Source organism: Haloplanus ruber, from assembly GCF_024494725.1.
In the GTDB taxonomy this organism is placed as follows: Archaea; Halobacteriota; Halobacteria; order Halobacteriales; family Haloferacaceae; genus Haloplanus; species Haloplanus ruber.
Window position 1 is genome coordinate 1 of record NZ_JANHDK010000002.1, and the last position, 22,307, is coordinate 22,307.

Annotated in this window: 20 protein-coding genes, 1 tRNA gene and 1 pseudogene; 7 read left to right on the forward strand and 15 right to left on the reverse strand. The window is 65.9% G+C overall.

The window, feature by feature from the left end; genetic code table 11:
* The 4 genes and pseudogenes from NO878_RS08045 to NO878_RS08060 form a co-directional block, all read left to right on the forward strand.
* A partial coding sequence (locus NO878_RS08045) for a PGF-CTERM sorting domain-containing protein (RefSeq protein ID WP_256405483.1) occupies positions 1-324 on the forward strand: 324 nt, incomplete at its 5' end.
* A gap of 120 nt (positions 325-444) precedes the next feature.
* Positions 445-789: a hypothetical protein gene (locus NO878_RS08050; protein WP_256405484.1), complete on the forward strand. Its 345-nt coding sequence runs from the start codon at positions 445-447 to the stop codon at positions 787-789.
* Between the two features lie 11 nt (positions 790-800).
* Positions 801-1,024 (forward strand): annotated as a pseudogene (locus NO878_RS08055) (peroxiredoxin family protein); the annotation flags it as partial.
* 42 nt (positions 1,025-1,066) lie between these two features.
* On the forward strand, positions 1,067-1,378 hold the full coding sequence (locus NO878_RS08060) for an ASCH domain-containing protein (protein ID WP_256405486.1): 312 nt from the start codon (positions 1,067-1,069) through the stop codon (positions 1,376-1,378).
* 16 nt (positions 1,379-1,394) lie between these two features.
* On the opposite strand, the gene NO878_RS08065 is transcribed toward NO878_RS08060, so the two are convergent.
* Positions 1,395-3,287, reverse strand: coding sequence for a methyl-accepting chemotaxis protein (locus NO878_RS08065; protein WP_256405487.1), 1,893 nt, complete (start codon positions 3,285-3,287; stop codon positions 1,395-1,397).
* 179 nt (positions 3,288-3,466) lie between these two features.
* On the opposite strand from NO878_RS08065, the gene NO878_RS08070 reads away from it, so the two are divergent.
* The gene (locus NO878_RS08070) at positions 3,467-5,701 is read left to right on the forward strand and encodes a bacterio-opsin activator domain-containing protein (protein WP_256405488.1); all 2,235 of its coding nucleotides are present in this window, start codon (positions 3,467-3,469) and stop codon (positions 5,699-5,701) included.
* A gap of 68 nt (positions 5,702-5,769) precedes the next feature.
* A complete protein-coding gene (locus NO878_RS08075) occupies positions 5,770-6,417 on the forward strand; it encodes a DUF7344 domain-containing protein (RefSeq protein ID WP_256405489.1) in 648 nt (215 codons plus the stop codon).
* A 281-nt stretch (positions 6,418-6,698) separates the two neighbouring features.
* Here NO878_RS08075 and NO878_RS08080 read toward each other — a convergent pair whose 3' ends face one another.
* From NO878_RS08080 to NO878_RS08115, 8 genes are all read right to left on the reverse strand, one after another.
* Positions 6,699-7,046: a nuclear transport factor 2 family protein gene (locus NO878_RS08080; RefSeq protein WP_256405490.1), complete on the reverse strand. Its 348-nt coding sequence runs from the start codon at positions 7,044-7,046 to the stop codon at positions 6,699-6,701.
* A gap of 154 nt (positions 7,047-7,200) precedes the next feature.
* Positions 7,201-7,272: transfer RNA gene (locus NO878_RS08085), tRNA-Ala, on the reverse strand.
* 81 nt (positions 7,273-7,353) lie between these two features.
* The gene (gene rpsJ / locus NO878_RS08090) at positions 7,354-7,662 is read right to left on the reverse strand and encodes a 30S ribosomal protein S10 (protein ID WP_251327913.1); all 309 of its coding nucleotides are present in this window, start codon (positions 7,660-7,662) and stop codon (positions 7,354-7,356) included.
* Positions 7,663-8,928 (reverse strand): translation elongation factor EF-1 subunit alpha, encoded by a 1,266-nt coding sequence (gene tuf, locus NO878_RS08095; RefSeq protein WP_256405491.1) that lies wholly within the window; start codon positions 8,926-8,928, stop codon positions 7,663-7,665.
* 141 nt (positions 8,929-9,069) lie between these two features.
* Complete coding sequence (locus tag NO878_RS08100) at positions 9,070-10,023, reverse strand: homoserine dehydrogenase (RefSeq protein ID WP_256405492.1); 954 nt, start codon at positions 10,021-10,023, stop codon at positions 9,070-9,072.
* The gene (locus tag NO878_RS08105; protein ID WP_256405493.1) at positions 10,020-10,622 is read right to left on the reverse strand and encodes an amino acid-binding protein; all 603 of its coding nucleotides are present in this window, start codon (positions 10,620-10,622) and stop codon (positions 10,020-10,022) included. The genes NO878_RS08100 and NO878_RS08105 overlap by 4 nt, the downstream gene beginning before the upstream one ends.
* 170 nt (positions 10,623-10,792) lie before the next feature.
* A complete protein-coding gene (locus NO878_RS08110) occupies positions 10,793-11,986 on the reverse strand; it encodes a sensor histidine kinase (protein ID WP_256405494.1) in 1,194 nt (397 codons plus the stop codon).
* A gap of 81 nt (positions 11,987-12,067) precedes the next feature.
* The gene (locus NO878_RS08115; protein WP_256405495.1) at positions 12,068-14,257 is read right to left on the reverse strand and encodes an elongation factor EF-2; all 2,190 of its coding nucleotides are present in this window, start codon (positions 14,255-14,257) and stop codon (positions 12,068-12,070) included.
* Positions 14,258-14,421: 164 nt separating this feature from the next.
* Here NO878_RS08115 and NO878_RS08120 point away from each other — a divergent pair, with 164 nt between their 5' ends.
* Positions 14,422-15,186, forward strand: coding sequence for a DUF5781 family protein (locus NO878_RS08120; RefSeq protein ID WP_256405496.1), 765 nt, complete (start codon positions 14,422-14,424; stop codon positions 15,184-15,186).
* On the opposite strand, the gene NO878_RS08125 is transcribed toward NO878_RS08120, so the two are convergent.
* The 6 genes from NO878_RS08125 to NO878_RS08150 form a co-directional block, all read right to left on the reverse strand.
* A complete protein-coding gene (locus NO878_RS08125; protein ID WP_256405497.1) occupies positions 15,183-16,376 on the reverse strand; it encodes an iron-containing alcohol dehydrogenase in 1,194 nt (397 codons plus the stop codon). The genes NO878_RS08120 and NO878_RS08125 overlap by 4 nt on opposite strands.
* A 41-nt stretch (positions 16,377-16,417) precedes the next feature.
* Positions 16,418-17,044, reverse strand: a complete 627-nt coding sequence (locus NO878_RS08130; protein WP_256405498.1) for a 30S ribosomal protein S7 — start codon at positions 17,042-17,044, stop codon at positions 16,418-16,420.
* Positions 17,044-17,472: a 30S ribosomal protein S12 gene (locus tag NO878_RS08135; RefSeq protein ID WP_092635289.1), complete on the reverse strand. Its 429-nt coding sequence runs from the start codon at positions 17,470-17,472 to the stop codon at positions 17,044-17,046. The genes NO878_RS08130 and NO878_RS08135 overlap by 1 nt, the downstream gene beginning before the upstream one ends.
* A gap of 183 nt (positions 17,473-17,655) precedes the next feature.
* Positions 17,656-18,081, reverse strand: coding sequence for a NusA-like transcription termination signal-binding factor (locus NO878_RS08140; protein ID WP_256405499.1), 426 nt, complete (start codon positions 18,079-18,081; stop codon positions 17,656-17,658).
* A 79-nt stretch (positions 18,082-18,160) separates the two neighbouring features.
* On the reverse strand, positions 18,161-19,378 hold the full coding sequence (gene rpoA2, locus NO878_RS08145; RefSeq protein ID WP_256405500.1) for a DNA-directed RNA polymerase subunit A'': 1,218 nt from the start codon (positions 19,376-19,378) through the stop codon (positions 18,161-18,163).
* A complete protein-coding gene (locus NO878_RS08150; protein ID WP_256405929.1) occupies positions 19,371-22,304 on the reverse strand; it encodes a DNA-directed RNA polymerase subunit A' in 2,934 nt (977 codons plus the stop codon). The genes rpoA2 and NO878_RS08150 overlap by 8 nt, the downstream gene beginning before the upstream one ends.
* Positions 22,305-22,307 lie beyond the last annotated feature (3 nt).

A 22,307-nucleotide genomic window follows, 5' to 3' on the forward strand; every position in this document is an offset into this window, starting at 1 on the left:
ACCGAAATCGAACTCGAGGATGTCCAGACGGGGACCTACGACCTCGAGGCCGACGACGGTGAGAACACGGACATCATCGAGGTAGAGATCGTCCAGAACGTCCAGACGGCAACGCCGGAACCGACGGAGACGGCGGAACCGACGCCGACTGAGACGGCAACGCCGGAACCGACGGCCACGGCAACGCCCGAGCCGACGCCGACCGAAACGATGGAACCGACCGACACGCCGACGCCCACCAGCAGTGGCGGGCCTGGCTTCGGTGCCATCGTCGCGGTCATCGCGCTGCTCGCGGCGGCCCTGCTGGCCACCCGGCGCGACTAACTCACCACGACTGACCGCCGATAGCGGTCGCCCGACTGCCGCTTTTTATCGACACTGGACACACAGCGACTGCCCCGTCACAAACGATATGTCGTCGCCGTCCGCCACTCGGAACGTGCGATGACCGACCGTATCATGACCGGTGACGCCGACGAGCGTCCCCACGGCGGCACGTGTCCGGCCTGCAAGCGGGAGTACCGACGGGCGATTACGTTCACCGACGACGGCGTGATCAGGGGTGAACTGGCGGGCGATGTCTGCATCACGCCCGAATATCTGTTCACTCATTCGACGATCACGGTCGCCGAACCCGACGACGACTTCCCGACTCGGGAGGTGGGCGCGATGGGCAACAGACGGGAGGAGTCGGTCGAGCCGACGGCGGTGACGGACGTTTGGGTGTCGGCGGACCCGGACGATCCGGACGGTGATGGGTTCGTCTTTCCCGACGCAGACGGGGAGTAACGGACGGCTTCGACGCTCAGTTACTCGTCGGTCCGGACGCAGAGGTGGCGACACAGTACAGCGGTACCGAGGAGACGAGTCACGGGCTGACGGGAATCGCCGCGACGTACGTGATCGGCGCCGAGGGAGTCGTCCGGGACGAACAGGTAGCCGACAACCCCGGCGACCGGACGTACGGCAACTACGTCCGGTATTCCCCCGTAACGACTACACCGACCGGTTCGAGGGAGCGTAAGCACGGCCGAGGGGTTTTGCCGCTCCAGTCCCGTCTACCGATATGAGCGAGCTCGACCCGGGCACGTTGTTGCCGAACGACCGCATGCGCCAGCAGGCTCTCGACGGCGACGTGACACAGATCCACCGCGGACAGCGGTACGCGGCGGAGGGCGACACCTTCGAAATCGACGGCACCACCTTCGAGGTCGTCGCCGTCGACGACCGAACCCTCGGTGACATGACCGACGCCGACGCCCGCGCAGAGGGCGCACGCGACCTCGACCAGTACAAGCAGATCCTGGAGCGTGCACACGAGAACTTCGAGTGGGAGGACGACTCAGAGATCGTCCGGCACCGCTTCGAGCGGGTCTAACCGGCGGGCGGTCCAGTTACCTGCCGTCGGTGCGGGGGGCTTTCGATGCCGTTTCCGCCTCCGTGGCGGACTCACAGGTAAAGGTATCGAGCCGTGTCTTCAGCGTCGCAGTCTGTTCTGTGAGGGCGTCGAGCCGCGAGCTGATCTCCGAGACGGTCGTCGCGCCGGAGTCGGCCCGGTCGGCGAGCGTTTCGCTGCGATCCGCGATGGCTCGTGACCGGTCGGCCACACGCTCGATGGCGTCGACGACCGTCTCGGTGGTCCGGGCGCCGTCGTCGGTCGCGGCCGCAACCTCGTCGACCGAGGCGTCGACCTCTTCGACGGTGTCAGTCAGAGCCGTGAACGCGTCGCCGGCGTCGTGCATCGTCGCTTTCCCCGTCTCGATCCGTGCCTTGGTCCGTTCCATCTCGGCTTGCACCCGCTCGACGTCGGCGACCGTCTGTTCGACCGTCTGCTCGATAGCCGCCGAGTGATCGCGAGTCTCACTGGCGAGAGACTTCACTTCGTCGGCGACGACCGCAAATCCTTGGCCGTCGGCGGTCGCGTGCGCTGCCTCGATGTTGGCGTTCAGCGCGAGGATGTTCGTCTGTTCGGCAATCTCTTCGATGAGGTCCGTGCTCTCGGCGACATCGTCCATGCGGGCGTCGAGCGCCTCGACGAGGCCGCCAAGTTCCGCGACCGTCTCCTCGACGTGTTCGATGGCATCGATAGCCTCGGCGGCGGTTTCGACGCCCGATTCGGCGGCGTCGGCCGCGTTGCTAGCCTCGCCGGAAACCTGGCTCGCGTTCGCGGCAATCTCTTCGATGGTCGCCGAGAGCGTACTCAACTCGTCCGTGGTGGATTCGAGTTCTCCGGCCTGGTCACGGAGGTCGCGAGCGAACTCACGAACGTCGTTGGACAGTTCCTGTTGGTCGCGTTCGAGCGCCGCAGCGTCGTCGTGGACCGACCGGGTGGTGTCCTCGACGGTCGCGGCGAACGCGCGCAGATCGAGGATCGTCGCCGAGAGTTCGTCGGTCATGGCTTCGAAGGCCCCGCTGATCTCCGCGATGGCCTCGATATCCGTCTCCGACGGCGGGTCGGCGGTCAGGTCGCCGTCCGAGACGGCGTCCATCGCCGCGGCGACATCGTCGGCCTGGGTCAGGAGCGTCCGGTTCAGGCGTTCGACCTCGGCCTGTCGGCGCTCCGCCTCGGCTTTCGCCTCCTCGATTGCCGCTTGCTTCTCTTGGAGGTCTTCGATCAGTCCCTCACTTTCCTCGACGTTTGCGATCTGTTCCTCGGTTTCCGCTCGGGACCGCTCGATGGAGATCCAGTTCTGGATCAACGCGGTCGAGAGGGCGAGAATGTAGACCGCATGGATGAACGCCCACCCCCACGGGTTCTGGATGGCCGCGGTGTGGTTGTACACCGCCGCAGGGTTCATCATACCGAAGACGCCGTGCTGGATGGCGACGTACAGGATGCCGACGAGGAAGGGAACCCAGTCCTCGTAGGCGGCGACCACCGCCACCATGACGAAAAAGTGGAAGTGGGCCTCGATGAACCCGCCGGAGAAGTAGACGACGACGGCCGACGCCATCATCAATCCGACCGCCGCGAGCGCCGTCCGTATCCGTCGTCGGAGTCGACCCCATCGGGCAAGCAGGCCGATTCCGACGATCACCCCGAGGGCGAACAGGACGTATACCATCGGCTCCGCGGTGAAGGTTGCCCCCGTAACGTACGGGTCAGTCCCCGAAAACCGCCCCAACAGAAACAGGAAGGGAACGTGTGCGAACAACAGTCGAACGATATTCCGGTGGCGCGTGCGCCACGTATTCTCCGGAATCTTGTCCCCTGTCGGGATGTATTCGAGATACTTCCGGTTCACTCGCTGCCACAGTCCCGACCGATCCGTACTCACCCCTGCCATACGAGACACCTCCTCGCTGAGAATCATATGGATTGTGTCGCCCGCATCAATGATGATAATTTGATAGGGTACTCGTGCGGGGCCGAAGAGAAGCGAGACGACGAGTCCGCCGGCCGGACAGCCCGTCCGGCCGACTCTTCCGTCGACGGAACTATATGTGTACGAAAAAACACGACACTATGGCGTCAGGTTCGTCGCAGGACATCTACGAGCGAACCCTGGCCGTCTTCGACCGAGACGGGGGTCGATACGAGCCACTCACCACCCCGGAGGTGACCGAGGCACTCGACGTGGACCGCCGGGCGGTGTACGAGCGGCTGCAGCGACTCGTCGACCGGGGCGACCTCGAGACGAAGGAGGTGGGATCACACGCGCGGGTCTGGTGGCGACCGCCGGGGTCGTCCGGCGCGGACGACGCCGATCAAGCCGGTCTGGCGGGGCAGTCGGGCGACGGCCCGGTACGGGAGCAGGCGCTACGACAGCGGTCGCGGGCGATGGAATCGGCCATCGACGGGATTGCAGTCGTCGACGAGAGCGGCGAGTTCGTCTACGTTAACGAGACGCACGCCGACGTGTACGGCTACGGGGATCCGGCGGAGATGGTCGGCGAACACTGGCACCGGTGTTACGACGAGGCGGAACTCGCCCGACTCGAGGAGGAGATTCTCCCCACGCTCTACGACGAGGGCTCGTGGCGCGGCGAGACGCGCGGGCGACGCGCGGACGGAACGACGTTCCCACAGGAACTCTCGTTGACCGTGTCCGACGACGGCGGGGTGATCTGTGTCGTCCGGGACATCACCGAACGGAACGCACAGGAGCGACGGCTCCGAGACGCTCGGCGGTTCAACGAGGAACTGGTCGAGAACGCTCCGTTCGGGATGTTCCGCCTCGACGAGGACCTCCGGATCACGTACGAGAACCCGCGGGCCGAGGAGATCATCGGTCTCCCCGAAGAGCAAGACACCTCGGATGCGATGGGGGTCGACATCCGGAAGCTACCACCCATCGTCGAGACGGGGCAGTCGGCTCTTTTCAGCCAGTTGCAGGAAGGCGAGACCATCGAGTTCGACTTTCCCTTCGAGTCCATCTACGGCAAGGAGGCGTACTTCACGGGGCGTGCCGTGCCGGTGTACCGCGACGGCGAGTTCGACGGGGCGATCCTGATGGCCACCGACATCTCGGAGCGAAGACAGTACGAGCGACGACTGGAGCGACAGCGCGAGCAACTCGCTGCCCTCGACGAACTCAACGGCGTCGTGCGTGGCATCACCGAAGCGGTCATCGAGCAGTCCACTCGAGAGGAGATCGAACAGGTGGTCTGTGATCGGCTGGCCGCCGCCGACTCGTACCGGTTCGCGTGGATCAGCGCGGCCGACGCGGGACTGGAACTGGAGACGCGGGCGGCTGCCGGCGTCGACGACGACTTCACCGACCGGTCGGTCGCCACCACCCCAAATGAAGCGACCGGACAGGGCCCAATCCGCCGGGCCGTCAGAACGCGGGAGATGCAGATCACCCGCAACGCGCTCGACAGCGACACGCCACAGAGGCTTCGCGAGGCCGCACGAGAGTCGGGCTACCAGTCGCTCGCGGTGATTCCGGTTGTCCACCAAGGAATGTTCTACGGCGTTCTCGGCGTCTCCTCTGGCCGCCCCGACGCGTTCGCAGTGGAGGAGCGGGCGGTCATCGGACAGTTGGGCGACGTGATCGGGCACGCCATCGCTGCCGTCGACCGCAAGCGGGCACTCATGGGCAACGAAGTCGTCGAACTCACGATCAGGATTCCGGGACTACTCGGCGATCAGGTCCCAAACTCGACCGAAGGAACGATCACCATCGACCGGGTGACACCCGTCGGCGACGACGAGTATCTCGCCTACGGGACCGCGACAGAGGACGGCATGGAGATGATCCGTGCGCTCGGCGAACACCGGTCGGAGTGGACGGAGTTGCGGACGTTCGACGAACGCGACGACGAAGTGCGATTCGAACAGCGACTCTCCAATCCGCCGCTGACCTCCATCGTCGCCGACTACGGAGGGAACTTCAAGTGCGGCTGGATCGAGGACGGCGTGTACAGTGCGACCATCCAGTTCCCGCCCGGGACGGACGTCCGAGGGGTCGTTACCCACATCCAGGAGTCGTATCTCGACGTCAGAGTCGTCAGCCGCCGACAGGTGGTCCGGGAAGATCCCACCTCACAGCACATCCTGGACGTCCTCGCCGAGGACCTGACCGAGCGTCAGCGAACCGCCCTCGAAGCGGGCTACTTTGGTGGCTTCTTCGAGTGGCCCCGGCACCGCTCCGGGGAGGCCGTCGCCGAGTCGCTGGATATCGGCGCCTCGACGTTCCACCAGCACGTTCGCAAGGCCGAGAAGAAGCTTCTCGACGTGGTGTTCGCCGAGTTGTGATCGGGTCCACCGGCGAGTCACAGATTTTGGGTAGGTAAACTATGCGTTATCACTGTCTGACACTATCTATGGACGGCGCACCGCGACCACGGTCGAGTGGAGGTGGGGACGCCCTCGCTCGGTCGTCGATCATCGGCGACCTGCGCCAGCGTCGAGTCCTCTCGCTTCTGTTAGACCGGTCCCCGCTGACGGAACGCGAACTCGCTGTCCGACTCCTCGCACGTGAGCGTGGCCTCGCACCCGCGGCCGTCTCCGAGACCGACCTCGACCCAGTGCAGACCGACCTCCGTCACCGATGTCTCCCGCAACTAGAGGCTGTCGGCTGGATCGACCGCTGTCCGGACGGCGTCGTCCTCGACGAGCGACCAACCTTCGAGTCTGTCACCCCATCGCCACCGGATCTACGGACACCCGAGGATCCCGCCTGGGACGCCATCGGCGCCCTCCTCGCACGACCGTATCGGGCGGACGTCGTCACGCTACTCGCGAATCGGGACCGCGACACCACCGTAGCGGACCTCGTCACTGCCCTCCGCGAGCGCCACACGGCGTCCGCGCTCCCCGAAGACGACCGGTCCCTCCGGATCTCGCTTCACCACGTCGACCTCCCGAAACTGGCGTCCACGGGACTGGTCGCGTACGATGCATCGGCACGAACCGCCACACCAACCCCCCGCCTGACCGCGTTCGTCGACCGGATCGACCTCGATAACTGAGCCTGTTCCCGTCGCTCCACGCTCCTTCGAGTGTCACGGGCGCTGTCGCTCGTAGGTAGTAGAGAGACGGGGTAGGCCGGCCGACGGAACCACACGTGGAAACGTGGGCTGAAAGGAGTCGACCGTCCGTGCCGTCTACTTGATACAGCCGTCGCGACCACAAAACACCTCCGGTACGTGTCGCGGCGTCGGCCGACCACAGACGACACACCCGGTCATCGGTTTCGAGTCGCGTTGCGGAGCCGTTCTTATCGTCGTACTAGTGGTTCGGGTGACCCTTCTCACACCTCGTCGCGGTCGGTGAACGTGTACCGGCGGACGATCTGGCCGTTCTCGAGCTCGTGAAAGTCGGCGAATCCGAACGCGACCTGTCTGTCGCCCTGCCGTCCCGAGAACGATCCCCGCACGGCAACGGTGTCGCCGTCCGAAACGACCGTGTGCACCTCGTGACTTCCCTTCGACAGTGGGCGTTCCTCCTCGTAGAACCGACGTAATTCCTCTCGGCCCTCAATCGGTGACTGTCCCGGTCGCTCGTAGGTCACGTCCGGCGCGAACAGTGCGACGAGATCGTCGTACTCCTCGGCGTCAACCAGGTCGTAGTACTCTCTGACTGTCTCGGCGTTGCTCATGTGTACACATCGACGAGTCGCGTACTAAGTCGTCCGGTCTCTGTCAGCACTCTTGCTGCGGGCCTTGCTATAGTCTCGATACGGGTTTGATATAGGCAGGAAGTAGTGTGAGCGACACGCTGGCGAGGTAACGAGTCGAACGAAGCGAGAGGAATGGACTCGCCGGGATTTGAACCCGGGGCCTCTTCCTTGCGAAGGAAGCGATCTGCCACTGATCTACGAGCCCGTATTGTGACCCAGCCGTCGGGCGTACTTGTAAGCTTCTGTTCGGATCGAAAAGGCGATGAAACGCCTTAGCGCCGTGTGATCAGTCTTCGAGGACGATCTCGATGCTGACGTCGTTCGGCACCTGAATGCGCATGAGCTGGCGCAGCGCACGTTCGTCCGCGTCGATGTCGATCAGCCGCTTGTGGACGCGCATCTCCCAGTGCTCCCAGGTGGCAGTCCCCTCGCCGTCGGGGGACTTCCGCGATGGAACCTCCAGTGTCTTCGTGGGCAGCGGGATCGGACCGCTGAGGTTGACGCCCGTCTTGCTCGCAATCTCGCGGACTTCGTCGCAGATGCCGTCGAGATCCTCGGGGCTCGTGCCCGCCAGGCGAACGCGTGCCTGCTGCATCTATCGCTCGCTGACCGAGAGCACTTTGCCGGCCGCGATGGTCTGACCCATGTCGCGGATGGCGAAGCTCCCGAGTTCCGGGATCTCAGAGGACGGCTCGATGCTGAGAGGCTTTTGCGGTCGAACCGTCACGACAGCGGCGTCACCGGACTTGATGAAGTCCGGGTTCTCTTCGGCGACCTCGCCGCTGGCGGGGTCGAGCTTCTGGTCGATGGACTCGATGGTACACGCGACCTGTGCCGTGTGGGCGTGGAAGACCGGCGTGTAGCCCGCCGTGATCACGGACGGGTGCTGCATGACGACGACCTGCGCCTGGAACGTCTCGGCGACCGACGGCGGGTCGTCGGCCGGGCCACAGACGTCGCCACGGCGGATGTCGTCCTTCCCGATACCGCGGACGTTGAACCCGACGTTGTCACCGGGACCGGCCTCGGGCACCTCTTCGTGGTGCATCTCGATGGTCTTGACCTCGCCACCGACGTCCGAGGGCTGGAACGACACGTTGTCACCGGTGTTCATGATACCCGTCTCGACACGGCCGACCGGGACCGTCCCGATGCCGGAGATGGTGTAGACGTCCTGGATCGGCAGGCGGAGCGGCGCGTCCGTCGGCGGCTCCGTGGCCGGCAGGTCGTTGAGAGCTTCGAGCAGCGTCGGTCCGTCGAACCACGACATGCTGTCGGAGTCCTCGGCGACGTTGTCGCCTTCGAAGGCCGAAATCGGGATGAAGGAGGCGTCCTCCGTACCGAAGCGGACTTGCTTGAGGAGCTGCTTGACCTCCTCGACGACCTCGTTGTAGGTGTCCTCACTGTAGTCGACGATGTCCATCTTGTTGACGCCGATGATCAGCTCGTTGATGCCGAGCGTCCGCGCGAGGAAGACGTGCTCGCGCGTCTGGGGCGCGACGCCGTCGTCGGCCGCGACGACAAGCACCGCGTTGTCGGCCTGAGAGGCCCCCGTGATCATGTTCTTCACGAAGTCACGGTGACCCGGACAGTCGACGATGGTGAAGAAGTACTCGTCCGTGTCGAACTCTTGGTGGGCGATGTCGATGGTGACACCTCGCTCTCGCTCCTCAGCGAGGTTGTCCATGACGTAGGCGAACTCGAAGCCGCCTTTGCCCTTCTCTTCTGCTTCCTCGCGGTACTGCTCGATCACGTGCTCGGGTACGGACCCTGTCTCGAACAGGAGTCGCCCGACGAGCGTGCTCTTGCCGTGGTCGACGTGGCCGATAATGGCCAAGTTCTGGTGCGGTTTGTCACTCATGGTGGGATCACGCGCTAAGGCGCTTGGTGACGACTATTTGCCGCGAATCACCTAAAACCATTTCGATACACGTCACAGAGCGTCCCATCGCTGTCTTGCGGTTCGTGACACCGTACCGCACGACCGCGGGGTGACGGGGCCTTACTCCAGTCGGCCGACGTCAGAGAGGATGGCCGTCGCCGTCTCCGGGCCGCCCGCGCCGCGGCCGCTGAGGTGGAGTTGGCCGGCATTGACCGTCTCGAACTGGACGATGTTGCGTGTCCCCGTCACCGCCAGCGCGTCGTGTTGCGGGACGAGCCGTGGCCCCACGCGGACGCCGTCGGCCGTCGCCTCGCCGATCAGCCGGATGGTCCGGCCGTCCTCCGCGGCCAGGTCGAGTGCGCTCGCCGGAATCGACCGGATGCCCTCGACGTCCGCGTCGGCGAGACTGTAGATCTGATCCTCGTCACCGAGGACGTTCGCGAGGATGACGAACTTCAGCGCCGCGTCCGTCCCCTCCACGTCGAAGGCAGGGTCGGCCTCCGCGACGCCGAGGTCCTGTGCCTCCGCGAGGACGTGTTCGTAGCCCAGTCCCTCGGCGGCCATCCGCGAGAGGACGAAGTTGGCGGTGCCGTTGAGCACGCCACGAGCCGCCGTGATCTGTCCGGGACCGAAGTCGGCGATGGTCGAGAGAATGGGGATGGCGCCGCCGACGGCCGCCTCGAACTGGACGGTGCCCGCACTCTCCGCTTCGAGCGCCATCAGGTCCGCGTACCGCTCCGCCACGGGGCCTTTGTTCGCCAACACGGCGTGTCGGTCGCGTTCCAGCGCCGCCTTGACGTGCGAGAAGCCGGGTTCAGCGTCGCCCAGGGTTGTCGGCGTCACCTCGACTAGGACGTCGTACTCCGCAGCCAGCGCGTCCTCGGGGTCGGCCGCGCCGACGGTACCCTCCGCGTCCTTCCGGTCGAAAACCGTCGCTGCGTCCAAGCCGTCGGGGTCGACCGCCGCCGACCGCGAGTCCGCGAGCGCGGTCACAGTGTGGCCGTACTCCGGGGCGAGGTCGACGACCGAGCGCCCGACGGCGCCGGCGCCGATCACCGCGAGTCGGAGGCTCATTCCGCCACCTCCACCAGCGGCTCGACCACGTTCAGGTCCTTCTCGTCGGCGACCTGCCGCACGTGCTCGAAGACTTCGTCAGACCGGCCGGTCCGGGTGGCCAGCCGAAGGCGCGCGCTGGAGGCGCCACCGCGGCCCTCCGGCGCCGACAGCGACAGGTCCGCGAGCGCCGCGTCGGTGCTCGATTCGATCCGCTGGAGCGTATCCGAGAGATCGGTGTCGACGATATCACCGACCAGCAACAGAGTCAGCTCCTCGCCGTACCGCTCGGCACCCGCCTGGATGACGTTGACCCCCTCCGCGCGGAGGGCGTCGACGATGGTCTCGAACCGCTCCGGCGGGCACTCGACGTCCACCTCGACGGGGATGTGTCCCCGCGGGGTGAGGTTCCCACGCTCGTGGAATATCGAGAGAAGGTTCCCACCGTTCTCCGCGATTGGATGAAGCGCCGACAGGAGTTCGCCGGGTTTGTCGACGAGCTCTAGCCGGATCGTGTGGGTCTGTGAACGCTCGCCGCCGTCGGTGCGTTCCTCGTCAGCGTCCGTCTCCGCGTCGTCGGTGGTGGCGGCCTCGGTCTCCGCGTCGCCCGCGTCAACCATTCAGGCCGTCACCCCCGCGGCACGCCCCGTCGACGTAATAATTGTCATCGGCGACGGGGAAGGGCCGCGGGGTAGCTCCGTGCCGACACGTCGACTGCCGGTAGTCGTGCCGCAAGGCATGGTGTACACTGTGCCAGTGGGGTATATGATTGCATCGGTCGCGGACGGCCTCAGGTCGCGGGCGACTGGGCGGCGGACACAGCGTCGTCGCTCACCATCTCGACGGTGGCTGGGGCGTCGGCCCGGTCGTGAGCGAGGCGAACGACCGTTCGCTCGCCGTCGGTGTCGAAACACAGGTCACCGTCGGCGGCCTCCGCGACCGAGCGGGCGACCCAGAGACCGAGACCACTCCCGTGTTTGAGCTGTGTGATCTCCTCGTCGCCGGAGATGACGATCCGTTCGTCCTCGGGGACGCCGGGACCGTCATCCGCGACGTCGATCCGGACCGTCTCGTCGTCGGGAGCGTCGGCGCTGACGTGAATCTCCGATCCGCCGTGTTCGACCGCGTTCTCGACGAGTTCAGTGAGCGCCCGCTCGATGCTGTCGTCGGCCCAGACCCACAGGTTCCGTGGCACGTCGACGGCAATCTCCGCTCCGTCGTCCGCCGACACGTCGTCGACGGCGTTCGTGGCGACGTCGTGGACGTTCAATCGCACGTTCGGCGTCGACCGCCGATCCAGCGCCTCGACCATCGCCTTGGTCTTGTCGGCGAGGTCACCGACGGACCGGGCGCGGCCGTAGAGGAGTTCGGCCGTCTCGGCGAGCGAACCGTCGGGAAGTTCGGTCGCCAGTCGCTCGGACTGCCCCATCAACACCGTGGCGTCGTTCCGGAGGTTGTGCCGGAGGACGCGACTCAACACGGCGAATTTCTCCCGTTCGTGCGCTAGCTGTTCGGCTCGAACCCGCCGGGCGTCGTGGACCCCGATGATGACGTGGGCGGCGGCACTGATCGCGAGAACGTTGCCCGCCGCCAGCGCGTCGGCCGGGGTGACGGTCCCGAGCGCGCCACGGTAGGCGCCGTGTGCGAGCAAGACAACCCCGAGGACGACGAACCCGAGGAAGTTCCACACCGCGATCCGAACGGCGTTGGGCGTCGAGAAGTCACTCCGGTACAACAGGACGCCGGCGGCGACCAGGCCGAGACAGACGAGCGACCCGAGGACCGCCAATCCGATCCCGACGGCTGGTTGTGACCCCACCAGGAACGGCGCCAGGTTTGGGACGAACAGCGCGACGCCGGTCAGGCTGACGACCGCACACGACGCGATCCGAGCCAGCCGTTCCCGCTGGCGACCCCCGCCGGCCGGTCCCGGCCCGAACAGTCGAACGAGTGCTTGGTCGATGCGGGCGAGTACTCCAGTCATCGCCGGAGACAGACGAAGGCGAGTGATGAAACTATCCACCGAATTATCGTCGCTGAGAGAAGGATGGCCGACGACGGCGCCTTAGATGTAGTCGACCGACGGCGGCAGTTCCAGCTTCATCCCCTTGCGCTGGCGAATCTCCTCGATCAGATCGGGCTGGAGATTGTCGGCGAGCACACGGAAGCCGGCGTTCTCGGTGTTCCACGACGCGCGACCCTCGGTGGCGCTCCGAATGTCCGAGGAGAAGCCGATCATCTCCTCGACGGGCGCGATGCCCTCGATGACCATGAGGTCGCCCTCCTGGTACATGTCGTCGACGCGGCCACGACGGCCCTGAATCTCGCCCGAGGCCGCACCCATGTGTTCGGACGGCACGTCGATACGAACGTCCTGGATGGGTTCGAGCAGGCGGATCTCACCGTCGATGAGCGAGCGGTGAACGGCCTCTCGGACTGCGGGGATGACCTGTGCCGGGCCGCGGTGGATGGTGTCCTCGTGGAGCTTCGCGTCGTGCAGGCGGATCAGCGCGCCCTGGACGGGTTCGGCCGCGAGCGGGCCGTCGTCCAGCGCCTCTTCGAGGCCCTCGACGACGAGTTCCATCGTCTCGTTGAGGTGCTGGATCCCCTTCGTGTCGTCGATGAGGATGTTCGTCCCGTGGATGTGTTCCACGTTCTGGGAGGTGTCCTTGTCCATGCCGGCCTCCTGCAGCGCCTCGCGGCGCTCCAGTTCGGGCATGTCCATCGAGACGTTCCCCAGCTGGATTTCGTCGACGATGTCGTCGCTCAGGGTTTCGACCGTGATGTAGAACTTGTTGTGACGGTTCGGCGAGACGCCTTCGACCTCGCCGGAGGCTTCCTGGGGTGCCTCACGATAGACGACGATGGGCTCCCCGGTGTTGATCGGGATGCCCTGGTTGCGCTCGATGCGCTGGCCGATGACTTCGAGGTGGAGTTCGCCCTGGCCGGAGATGAGGTGTTCGCCCGTCTCCTCGTTGATCTCGACCTGGATGGTGGGGTCTTCCTTGGCGACCTGCTGGAGCGTCTCGATCAGCTTCGGCAGGTCGTCCATGTTCCGCGCCTCGACGCTTTTCGTGATGACCGGCTCGGAGATGTGTTCGATGGACTCGAACGGCGTCATCTCGACGCTGGACACCGTGGAGCCAGCGATGGCGTCCTTGAGGCCGGTGACGGCGGCGATGTTGCCCGCGGGAACGCGTTCCACTTCCTCGCGCTCGCCGCCCATGTAGATGCCGACGCTCTGGACGCGGTTCTGCCGGGCCGTCCCCGAGACGTACAGCTCTTGGCCCTTCTCGATGGTGCCGGAGAAGACACGCCCCGCCGCGATTTCGCCGGCGTGGGGGTCGATCCCGATGTCGGTGACCATCATGACGAGTTCGCCGTCCTCGTCGACCAGTCGCATCGTCCCGGCGAGGTCGGACTCCGCGTCACCGCGCCAGATGCGCGGGATACGTCGGGGCTGGGCGTCGAGCGGGTTCGGGAAGTGCTCACACACCATGTCGAGCACGACGTCCGAGAGCGGCGTCCGGTCGTGGAGTTCCTGACGCTTGTCCGCGCGTTCGAGGTCGATGATGTCGCCGAAGTCCATCCCCGTCCGCTGCATCGAGGGCATAGACACGCCCCACTTATAGAGCGCGGAGCCGAAGCCGACGGTGCCGTCCTCAACGCCGACGGTCCAGTCCTCGGTGATGTCGTCCATCTCCTCGGTCATCCCGCGGATGAGCTCGTTCACGTCGTGGATGACCGACAGGAGGCGGTCCTGCATCTCCTGGGGACCCTCCTGCAGTTCGGAGATGAGGCGGTCGACCTTATTGATAAAGAGTGTCGGCTTGACGCCCTCGCGAAGCGCCTGCCGGAGCACCGTCTCCGTCTGTGGCATCGCGCCCTCGACGGCGTCGACGACCACGAGCGCACCGTCGACGGCGCGCATCGCGCGGGTCACGTCGCCACCGAAGTCGACGTGGCCCGGCGTGTCGATCAGGTTGATCAGGTGGTTGTCGCCCTCGTACTCGTGGGTCATCGAGACGTTCGCGGCGTCGATGGTGATGCCGCGTTCCTGCTCGTCCTCCTCGGTGTCCATCGCGAGCTGTTCGCCCGCGGTGTCCTGAGAGATCATGCCCGCGCCGGCGAGCAGGTTGTCCGTCAGCGTCGTCTTGCCGTGATCGACGTGAGCGGCGATGGCGATGTTCCGGATGTTCTCCGGTTTGTCCATCAGCCGTTCACATTCTTGTACGATCTTCTTTCGTCGGCCCATTACAGGTACATACCGCCAGGAGGGTCAAAAGGGTAGTGTTTTGCCGGCAACGAAACCGTCGATTTCCGGCGGCTGGCACCGTGTGTCACGTGATGCCACGATTCGCCGACGACGACCGCCGGACCGCAACCGTCTTACCGATCTGACCCGTGATAACGGTAAGCATGGATGTACGCGTAGAGGCGGGCGCGCCACCGGATCCGTTTCTCGGCGCCGCCGACCTGCTGGCCACCGAACACGACCTGACCCGACCGGTTCACGTACGCGTCCGGGACGACCCGGACGAGCGAACCTGGACCGCACATTACGACGACCACCACGTGCTCAACATCTCCCGACAGGCCGCCACGAGCGCCATGGCGCGGGAACTCGCCCTCCACGAACTCGCACACATGGCCCGGTACGAACAGGGGCACGCCTCGCACACCCAGTCGACGGACGAAGCGCTATTTCTCGCGCTCTCCGGCCGCGATGTCGAGCGCCGGAAGCTGACTCACTGCTATCAGATCGCCAACCACATGCGCGACATCTACGCCGACGACATCACCCTCTCGGTGGCGCCGGCGGCGAAGCTCGTCCAGTTTCTCGAATCACAGCTCGCGGCCGCCGTCGCCGACGCGCCCGGACCCAGTCCCGCTGCCACGACCCCCGACTCGCGTCGCGTCTCCGTCGGCGCCGACCCCGACATCACCGCCGTCAACGCCGCCTTCGCCCTCGCGCTCGTCGAGCGCCACGAGTTGATCGACACCGAACACCGGCTGTACGACCTGGCGCGCGCCGCCGCCACCGACGCCCCGACCGTCGGGATGGAGACGTTCAAACGCCTCTTTCGTACCCTCTCGGAGGACCCGAGCGAGAGCGACTTCCGCCGCGACCTGGTGACCGCGACCCGAGAGTACGCCCTCGACGCGGGGCGGGCGGCGGACTAGCGACCGGCGGCCGCCGCTTGGAAGACGTCAATCACGTCCGCGCGGTCCATCGTCCGAGGATTTCGCTCGATGTTGTGTGCCGAGTGCTCGAAGGCAACGTCCGCGAACTCGGCGAAGGTCTCCCGGTCGAAGTCGCCGAACGCGGCGATGTTCGTCGGCACGTCCACGTCCGCTAGTAGGTCGAAGACGGCCTCAACGCTCCGTGCAGCAAAGGCCCGGTCGGACTCCCCGGGTCGCCGCGTGGCGCCCAGTGCCGCCGCCAGGTCCGCGAATCGGTCGACCTCCGCGGGCAGGTTGTACCGCATCACGTGCGGCAAGAGCACACCGTTCGCCAGTCCGTGCCCCAGGTCACACTCCATGCCGAGCGGGTAGGTGAGTGCGTGGACGGCTCCCAGTCCGGAGTTGACGAACGCCTGCCCGGCGAGGGTGGCCGCGAGGCTCATGTTGGCCCGGGCTGCCTCGTTTGCCGCCCCCTGGGTGACCGCGGCCCGGAGATTCTCCCCGACCAGTTCGACCGCTCGGAGCGCCAGCGTGTCCGTGTACGGCGTCCGCAGGAGCGTGACGTAGCTCTCGATGGCGTGAGTCAGGGCGTCGAGTCCCGTCGCCGCCGCGACCCCTGGCGGCAGCGTCGCCGTCAGATCCGGATCGACCGTCGCGAGGTCGGCAAAGAGCCGCGGCGAGAAGACGACTTTTTTCACCCCGCCCGCGCGCTCGTCGGCAAAGACGCCGATGTGGGTCACCTCGCTCCCGGTGCCGGCCGTCGTGGGCACAAGCGCCAGTGGCTTCGTCGGCGTCGAGACGTTGTCCATCCCCAGCAACTCGCGAACGGGGCGATCCGCGGCCGCAAGCGCCGCCGCGAACTTCGCGGTGTCCATCGAACTCCCGCCGCCGACGCCGACGACGACGTCGTGATCGGCGACCAGTTCGGCCGCCGCTTCGACCATCGAGAGCTTCGGCTCGGGGGCGACGCCGTCGTACACCGTCACGTCGACGCCCGCCGCCTCCAGGCGAGCGCGCGGGTCGTCGACGACGCCGGCCGTCGACAGGTGCTCGTCGGTGACCAGCAACGCCGAGTCGGCGTCGCGGTCGGCCGCGAACGGTTCGAGGGCGTCGATTGCGCCCGATCCGTACTCGACGTGGGCGGGGCTCCGGATCGCGTGTGACGTATCGAGGGACCCGATGTCCGACATACCGCCACCGTCGGACGGGACGTAAGTAGCTCTTCGGGAGGTTACCGTGCGGCGGCGGCGACCCGCTCGGCTTCCTCTTTCTGGTTGATGGCGTAGGCACCGACGTCGTAGTCGGCGGCGCCCATCAGCTGGTTCGCGAGCGCCTCGGCGGCACTCGTCGGCGTCTTGTACGACCCGCGGTAAGCGCCCTCCGCGAGGAACTTCAGCGCCTGATCGACGCGGCGCTGGGGCGCCACGTCGACGGCCTGCGGGACCGAGATCCCGCCGTACTTCAGGCGGACGGTCTCCTCGCGCGGCGCGGCGTTCTCGACAGCCGTGACGAGGATCTGCACTGGGTTCTCGTCGGTCCCTTCGTGGACGAGTTCGAAGGCATCACGGACGATCCGCATCGCCTGCTGTTTCTTCCCCGTGTTCTCCTCGGTCTGCATCAGCCGGTTGATCAACCGCTCGACGACCGAGATTTCGCTTTTCTGGAACTGCTTGGAGGCGTGTCGCCCCATCGTGTGCGCGATGGGAGTCACGTTGATGTAGCGCTTCGTGCTCGGGTCGGCGTACGCAATGTCGTCGGTCTCCCACACGCCGAACAGCAGGGCGTCGGTCTCCGTCTCGTCGCTGCCGGCCGGGGCGTCCGGATCGGGCTCGGGGGAGTCGCTTTCGCTTTCGGACATTATCGAACCGGTTTCTCCGCGTTACCGCGCACGAGTTCGATGAGCGAGACGCCGTTGACCTTCTCGACCTTGTAGTTCACGCCGGAGAGGTCACCCATCGCACGACCCTTCGCGCCACCGATACCGGCGATGGTAACCTCGTCGTGTTCATCGATGAAGGAGATGGCTCCGTCGCCGGGGCAGAACGCCGTCACCTGCTTGCCGTTCTTGATCAACTGGACCCGGACGCACTTTCGGATCGCCGAGTTGGGCTGTTTCGCCTCGATGCCGACCTTCTCCAGGACGATGCCCCGTGCCTGGGGCGCCCCCTCGAGCGGGTCCGACTTCTTCCGGAGGCCGCGCTCGCGTCGCGCGTACTCCGAGTCGGACCACCGCCGCGTCTGGCGGTCCTTCTTGAGTTTGCGGGCCGCATATTTGCCGTTCGCCATAGTGCAACCTCGTTGCCGACGGAGCTACTTAAGCCTCCCTTTTCGGCCGGAGCGAAACCGTCTCAGAACGCGTTAGGACACCCGCTACTCCGATCTGAGGATCTATCGGCGTCAGGAGAACGACGATAAGTCCCGGAAGAGCGTCGAGAGCCCGTGAGAGACGGCGCCGACGACGGGTGAGACTCAGGTCAACTGCACGTCGTCGAGGTCGTAATGTCGGCTGGCGAGCCGCCGGGCCGTTTCGATGTTTCGCCCGTCGCGGCCGATGGCGGCGCCGCGGTCCGCCTCCGGCACCTCGGCGTAGGCGATCCGGTCGCCCTGTTCGCTGATCGTGACGTGTTGGACCGCCGCCGGCGCAAGGGTGTTGGCGACGAAGGCCTCCGGCGTGTCGGCGTCCTCGACGAGTTCGACCGAGCGTCCGAGCGTCTCCTCGACTGCCCGCACCCGCCGGCCGTCGGGGCCGACCGCGTCGGCCATCTCGCCGGCCGCGACGAGGAAGACGACCCGGTCCTCGTCCTCGTAGACAAGACAGTCGCGGGCGGTCGCCCCGGTTTCGTCCTCGAAGCAGGCGATGTACCGACGGTCGCGGTCCGACAGGGTAATACGCATTATCGAGGGGTGGACGGCCGGATACCAGTGGGTCGCCGCCCCCTCGTGTCCCGCCGGAGCCGACGTGCGTTCTCCATCGCTAGTCGTCCGAGGGCTGTGCGCTGAACGATCCCATCCGGAGGTCGACGTCGCCGGTGCCGATGGCGACCGGCTTGCCGACGATGACGTTCTCGATGACGCCGTCGAGGCGGTCACGCTCGCCGTGGACCGCGGCGTCGAGCAGGTGGTTCACCGTCACCTCGAACGCCGCGCGGGCGAGCACCGACTCCTTCGACCCCGAGATGCCGTGCCGACCGATAGACTCGATGGTCCCCCGGTTGGTCATAATGTCCGAAACCAGCATCAGGTGACGGACGTTCACGTCGTCGAGGCCCTGTTCCTCGAGGGTGTCCATCGTCTCGTTGATGATGGCCTCGCGGGCCGCCTCGACGCCCAGGTTCCGGTAGATCTCGTGGATGTTGTTACACGTGGTACGAGAGGCGTCGACGCCTTCGATCTCGATCACGTCACCGAAGGCCGACCCCTCGGTGTAGAGGACGAACTCCTCGTCCCCGTCCGCGACCGTCTCCTTGCGGATGACGACGCGGGAGACCTCTTCGATCCCCTTGAAGACGACGTCGCGAAGCTCCTCGACGAGTTGGAGGAGTTCGCGGTAGCTGGGTTCGGAGGGACCGAACTCGATGAGCGTCTCCGAGCGTTGGGTCTGGACGCCCAACGCGTCCTCGATGGTCTCCGCAATCTCGGCGGCCACGACGTCGACGTCCTCGACGGTCGGCCACCGCTCGATCAGCGTCTCCTCGTTGAGATCGACCTGGACGAGCATGTCCGCGACGTTCGTCGAGACGTCACCCAGCGAGAGGATCTTCGTGGACTCGATTGACCACACCACTTCGTGGGCGCGCTCGCGGTCGGTGGCGTACTCCTCGTCGAGATACACCGTCATCATCGGCGTATCCGGGGTCTTCCGAGCGTCCACCAGTTCGATCAGGCGCGGGAGTCCCTGGGTCACGTCGATCTCCGCGACGCCCGCGTAGTGGAACGTGTTCATCGTCATCTGGGTTCCCGGTTCGCCGATGGACTGCGCCGAAACCGTCCCGACCGGGTCCAGCGGGTCGACTCGCGTGTCGACATACTTCGTCTCGGTCGCTTGGGCGATTTCGTCGGCCTGCTCGGTCGGGATCGGGCCGCGTTCCTCGATGGTCTCGTAGATCCGCTCTTTCAGCCGCCGGGGCAACTCCGTGTCCTCGACGACCGCCTCGATGTCCGCGGTGACGTGTTCGTACTCGGCTTCAGTCATCCGACTCCACCTCCATGCCCTGGGCCTTGTTCAGGCCGGGGCCGGCGTACTCCGAGAGGTTCGTCGGCGGTTCGCGCCCGCCGAGGAACCGCTCTTTCTCGACATCGGAGTCGAACTCCGCCTCGATCACGCGGTCGGCGATCCCCTCGACGTCGATTGGGTTGTCGTCGTTCGAGGAGACTTTCACCGGACTGGTGCCGTCCTCGCCGTATTCGAACTGAACGATGGTGTCGGAGGTGTCACGCACGGTACCGTCGTACTGTGACTCCAGTTCGGACAGGGCGTTGATGAGACGGCGCTGGAGGTAGCCCGACTTCGAGGTCCGGACTGCCGTGTCGACTAGGCCTTCGCGGCCACCCATGGCGTGGAAGAAGAACTCTCGCGGGGTCAGACCGCCACGGTAGGAGTTCTCCACGAACCCGTGGGCCTCCGCCGAGAGGTCGTTGGGCTGATAGTGGCTCAGCGTGCGATCCTCGTAGCCACGGTTGATCCGCTCGCCGCGAACCGCCTGCTGGCCGACACAGCCGGCCATCTGGGTCAGGTTGAGCATCGACCCACGGGCACCCGAGCGGGCCATGATGACCGCCGGGTTGTCCTCGTCGAAGTGCTCCTCGGCAATCTCGCCCGCGCTGTCGCGGGCCTTGCCGAGCGTCTGCATGATCTTCATCTCCAGGGTCTCGTCGATGGTCCGCCCGGGCAGCGACTCGAGTTCGTCCGCCTCGTAGCGCTCGATGAGTTCGTCGATGCGCTCGTAGGCGTTGCCGATGGCGTCGTCGACCTGTTCGTTGGCCGCCGGCGGAATCGACTCGTCGTCGATGCCGAGCGAGAACCCGAAGTGCATGATCGCCCGCATCGCCAGCGCGGCCACCTCGTTGATGAACACGCGGGCGCGAGTCTCGGAGTACACCTTCGTGAGGGTGTCGACGATTTCGCCGCCGAACGCGCCGACAGCGTCCTCGTCGATGGTACCCGAAACCAACTGGCCGTCGACGATTTCGACGGTGTCGCCCGCCGACGACCTGAACTCCAGGTTGAGGTCGTCAGGCAGGAGTTCCGAGAAGACGGTGCGACCCGTCCAGTAGGGTTCGCCGTCCTCCTCGCCGTCCGCCGGCGGGAGTTCGTCGACGCTCGTCGCCCGCAGCAGGTCGAGCGCCTGCGTCTCGGTGAAGTGGGGGTTGTCGTGGGTCAGCAGGTAGGTCCCGCTGATGTGGTCCTGAATGGCCCCGATGATGTTCTCGCCGAACCGGGGGCTGAGGATCTGCTCTTGGACCCGCATCAGCACGCGCGCTTCGGCCCGCGCCTCCTCGTTCTGGAGGGCGTGCATGTTCATCTCGTCGCCGTCGAAGTCGGCGTTGTAGGGGGGACAGACGGTGGTGTTCAGTCGGAACGTCTTGTACGGCATCACGACCACCTCGTGGGCCATGATCGACATCCGGTGGAGCGACGGCTGGCGGTTGAAGATCACGATGTCGCCGTCGACGAGGTGGCGGTTGACCTCCCACCCCTCCTCGACCTTGGTGGCGAGTTCCTCGCAGTTCTTCTCGGTTACCTTCAGCCGTCGCCCGTCGGGGCGCCGGACGTAGTTCGCGCCGGGATGGCCCTCGGGGCCGTTGGCGACGTACTGTCGGGCCTCATCGACGTTGCGCTCGGTGACGTTCAGCGTCTGGGTCATCTCCTTGGCGACCCGGTCGGGGACGCCCACCTCGTTCAGGCTGAGGGTGGGGTCCGGGCTGATGACCGTCCGTGCCGAGAAGTTGACGCGCTTTCCGGACAGGGACCCACGGAATCGGCCTTCCTTCCCTTTCAGGCGCTGGGAGAGCGTCTTCAGCGGTCGGCCGGAGCGGTGTCGCGCCGGCGGCGTGCCCGAAATCTCGTTGTCGACGAACGTGGTGACGTGATACTGGAGTAGTTCCCAGAGGTCCTCGATGATGAGTTGGGGGGCACCCGCCTCGCGGTTCTCCATGAACCGCTGGTTGATGCGGATGATGTCGACCAACTTGTGCGTGAGGTCGTCCTCGGAGCGCTGGCCGTTGTCGAGCGTGATCGAGGGACGGGCCGTCACCGGCGGCACCGGAAGGACGGTCAGAATCATCCACTCGGGGCGCGACCGCGCGGGGTCGATACCCAGAACCTCGATGTCCTCGTCGGGGATGTCCTCGAACCAGTCGCGGATGTCGGAGGGCATCAGCTTGTTCATGTCCTCCTCGGTGAGATCCACGTCGAGGACCTTCTCCAGTTTCTTTCGCGTGTCGCTCTTGGGGCGGAACTCCCCCGCCATAATGTCGTTGATCCGCTCGAGTTCGACGCCCACCGCCTCGGCGAGGTCGCGAGGGCTGGTCCCCTCACCGTCCTCGTCGTCCGGGTCGGGCTGCATCGCCTCCGCGATACGCTCGGAGTAGTCCCCCGCGAGGACGTCTTGCACCTCGTAGTAGGTGGTCGGCTTCTCGTGTTTGATGTCGTGCATCACGCCGTCACAGTCCGGGAACGGGCAGTAGCTCTGCTTGCGCGCCTGCCGGACCGCCGACTTCAGCACGTCGTTGGGGTCGTTACCGAGCTCTTCCGCCCGGATCAGCTTCTCACTGTACTCATCGCGTTCCTCCTCGGTGAGCGCGAGGCGCCCACACTCCCGACACGTCGAGCGCAGGAGCCGCCGGATGAGCTTCGTGAAGCCGACGTGGATGACGGGCGCCGCGAGTTCGATGTGCCCGAAGTGCCCGTTACACGATCCGGAGTGCTGACCGCAGGTTCGACACTCCAGCCCGGGGTCGATGACCCCGAGGCGTGGATCCATCAGCCCCATGTCGATGGGGTAGCCGTCGTCGTCGTAGGTGTCCGCGGTGATGACCTTCGTCGCGGACATGTCCCGATACGTCTCCGGGTCCATCAGCCCGAACTGGATGCCGCCGATCTCTTTTGGTGTTTGCATTGA

Bases quoted from the DNA above. Each gene is read 5' to 3' on its own strand.
- NO878_RS08050 (WP_256405484.1), top strand. From the start codon at position 445: ATGACCGACCGTATCATGACCGGTGACGCCGACGAGCGTCCCCACGGC.
- NO878_RS08060 (WP_256405486.1), top strand. From the start codon at position 1,067: ATGAGCGAGCTCGACCCGGGCACGTTGTTGCCGAACGACCGCATGCGC.
- NO878_RS08065 (WP_256405487.1), bottom strand. From the start codon at position 3,287: ATGGCAGGGGTGAGTACGGATCGGTCGGGACTGTGGCAGCGAGTGAAC.
- NO878_RS08070 (WP_256405488.1), top strand. From the start codon at position 3,467: ATGGCGTCAGGTTCGTCGCAGGACATCTACGAGCGAACCCTGGCCGTC.
- NO878_RS08075 (WP_256405489.1), top strand. From the start codon at position 5,770: ATGGACGGCGCACCGCGACCACGGTCGAGTGGAGGTGGGGACGCCCTC.
- NO878_RS08080 (WP_256405490.1), bottom strand. From the start codon at position 7,046: ATGAGCAACGCCGAGACAGTCAGAGAGTACTACGACCTGGTTGACGCC.
- rpsJ (WP_251327913.1), bottom strand. From the start codon at position 7,662: ATGCAGCAGGCACGCGTTCGCCTGGCGGGCACGAGCCCCGAGGATCTC.
- tuf (WP_256405491.1), bottom strand. From the start codon at position 8,928: ATGAGTGACAAACCGCACCAGAACTTGGCCATTATCGGCCACGTCGAC.
- NO878_RS08100 (WP_256405492.1), bottom strand. From the start codon at position 10,023: ATGAGCCTCCGACTCGCGGTGATCGGCGCCGGCGCCGTCGGGCGCTCG.
- NO878_RS08105 (WP_256405493.1), bottom strand. From the start codon at position 10,622: ATGGTTGACGCGGGCGACGCGGAGACCGAGGCCGCCACCACCGACGAC.
- NO878_RS08110 (WP_256405494.1), bottom strand. From the start codon at position 11,986: ATGACTGGAGTACTCGCCCGCATCGACCAAGCACTCGTTCGACTGTTC.
- NO878_RS08115 (WP_256405495.1), bottom strand. From the start codon at position 14,257: ATGGGCCGACGAAAGAAGATCGTACAAGAATGTGAACGGCTGATGGAC.
- NO878_RS08120 (WP_256405496.1), top strand. From the start codon at position 14,422: ATGGATGTACGCGTAGAGGCGGGCGCGCCACCGGATCCGTTTCTCGGC.
- NO878_RS08125 (WP_256405497.1), bottom strand. From the start codon at position 16,376: ATGTCGGACATCGGGTCCCTCGATACGTCACACGCGATCCGGAGCCCC.
- NO878_RS08130 (WP_256405498.1), bottom strand. From the start codon at position 17,044: ATGTCCGAAAGCGAAAGCGACTCCCCCGAGCCCGATCCGGACGCCCCG.
- NO878_RS08135 (WP_092635289.1), bottom strand. From the start codon at position 17,472: ATGGCGAACGGCAAATATGCGGCCCGCAAACTCAAGAAGGACCGCCAG.
- NO878_RS08140 (WP_256405499.1), bottom strand. From the start codon at position 18,081: ATGCGTATTACCCTGTCGGACCGCGACCGTCGGTACATCGCCTGCTTC.
- rpoA2 (WP_256405500.1), bottom strand. From the start codon at position 19,378: ATGACTGAAGCCGAGTACGAACACGTCACCGCGGACATCGAGGCGGTC.
- NO878_RS08150 (WP_256405929.1), bottom strand. From the start codon at position 22,304: ATGCAAACACCAAAAGAGATCGGCGGCATCCAGTTCGGGCTGATGGAC.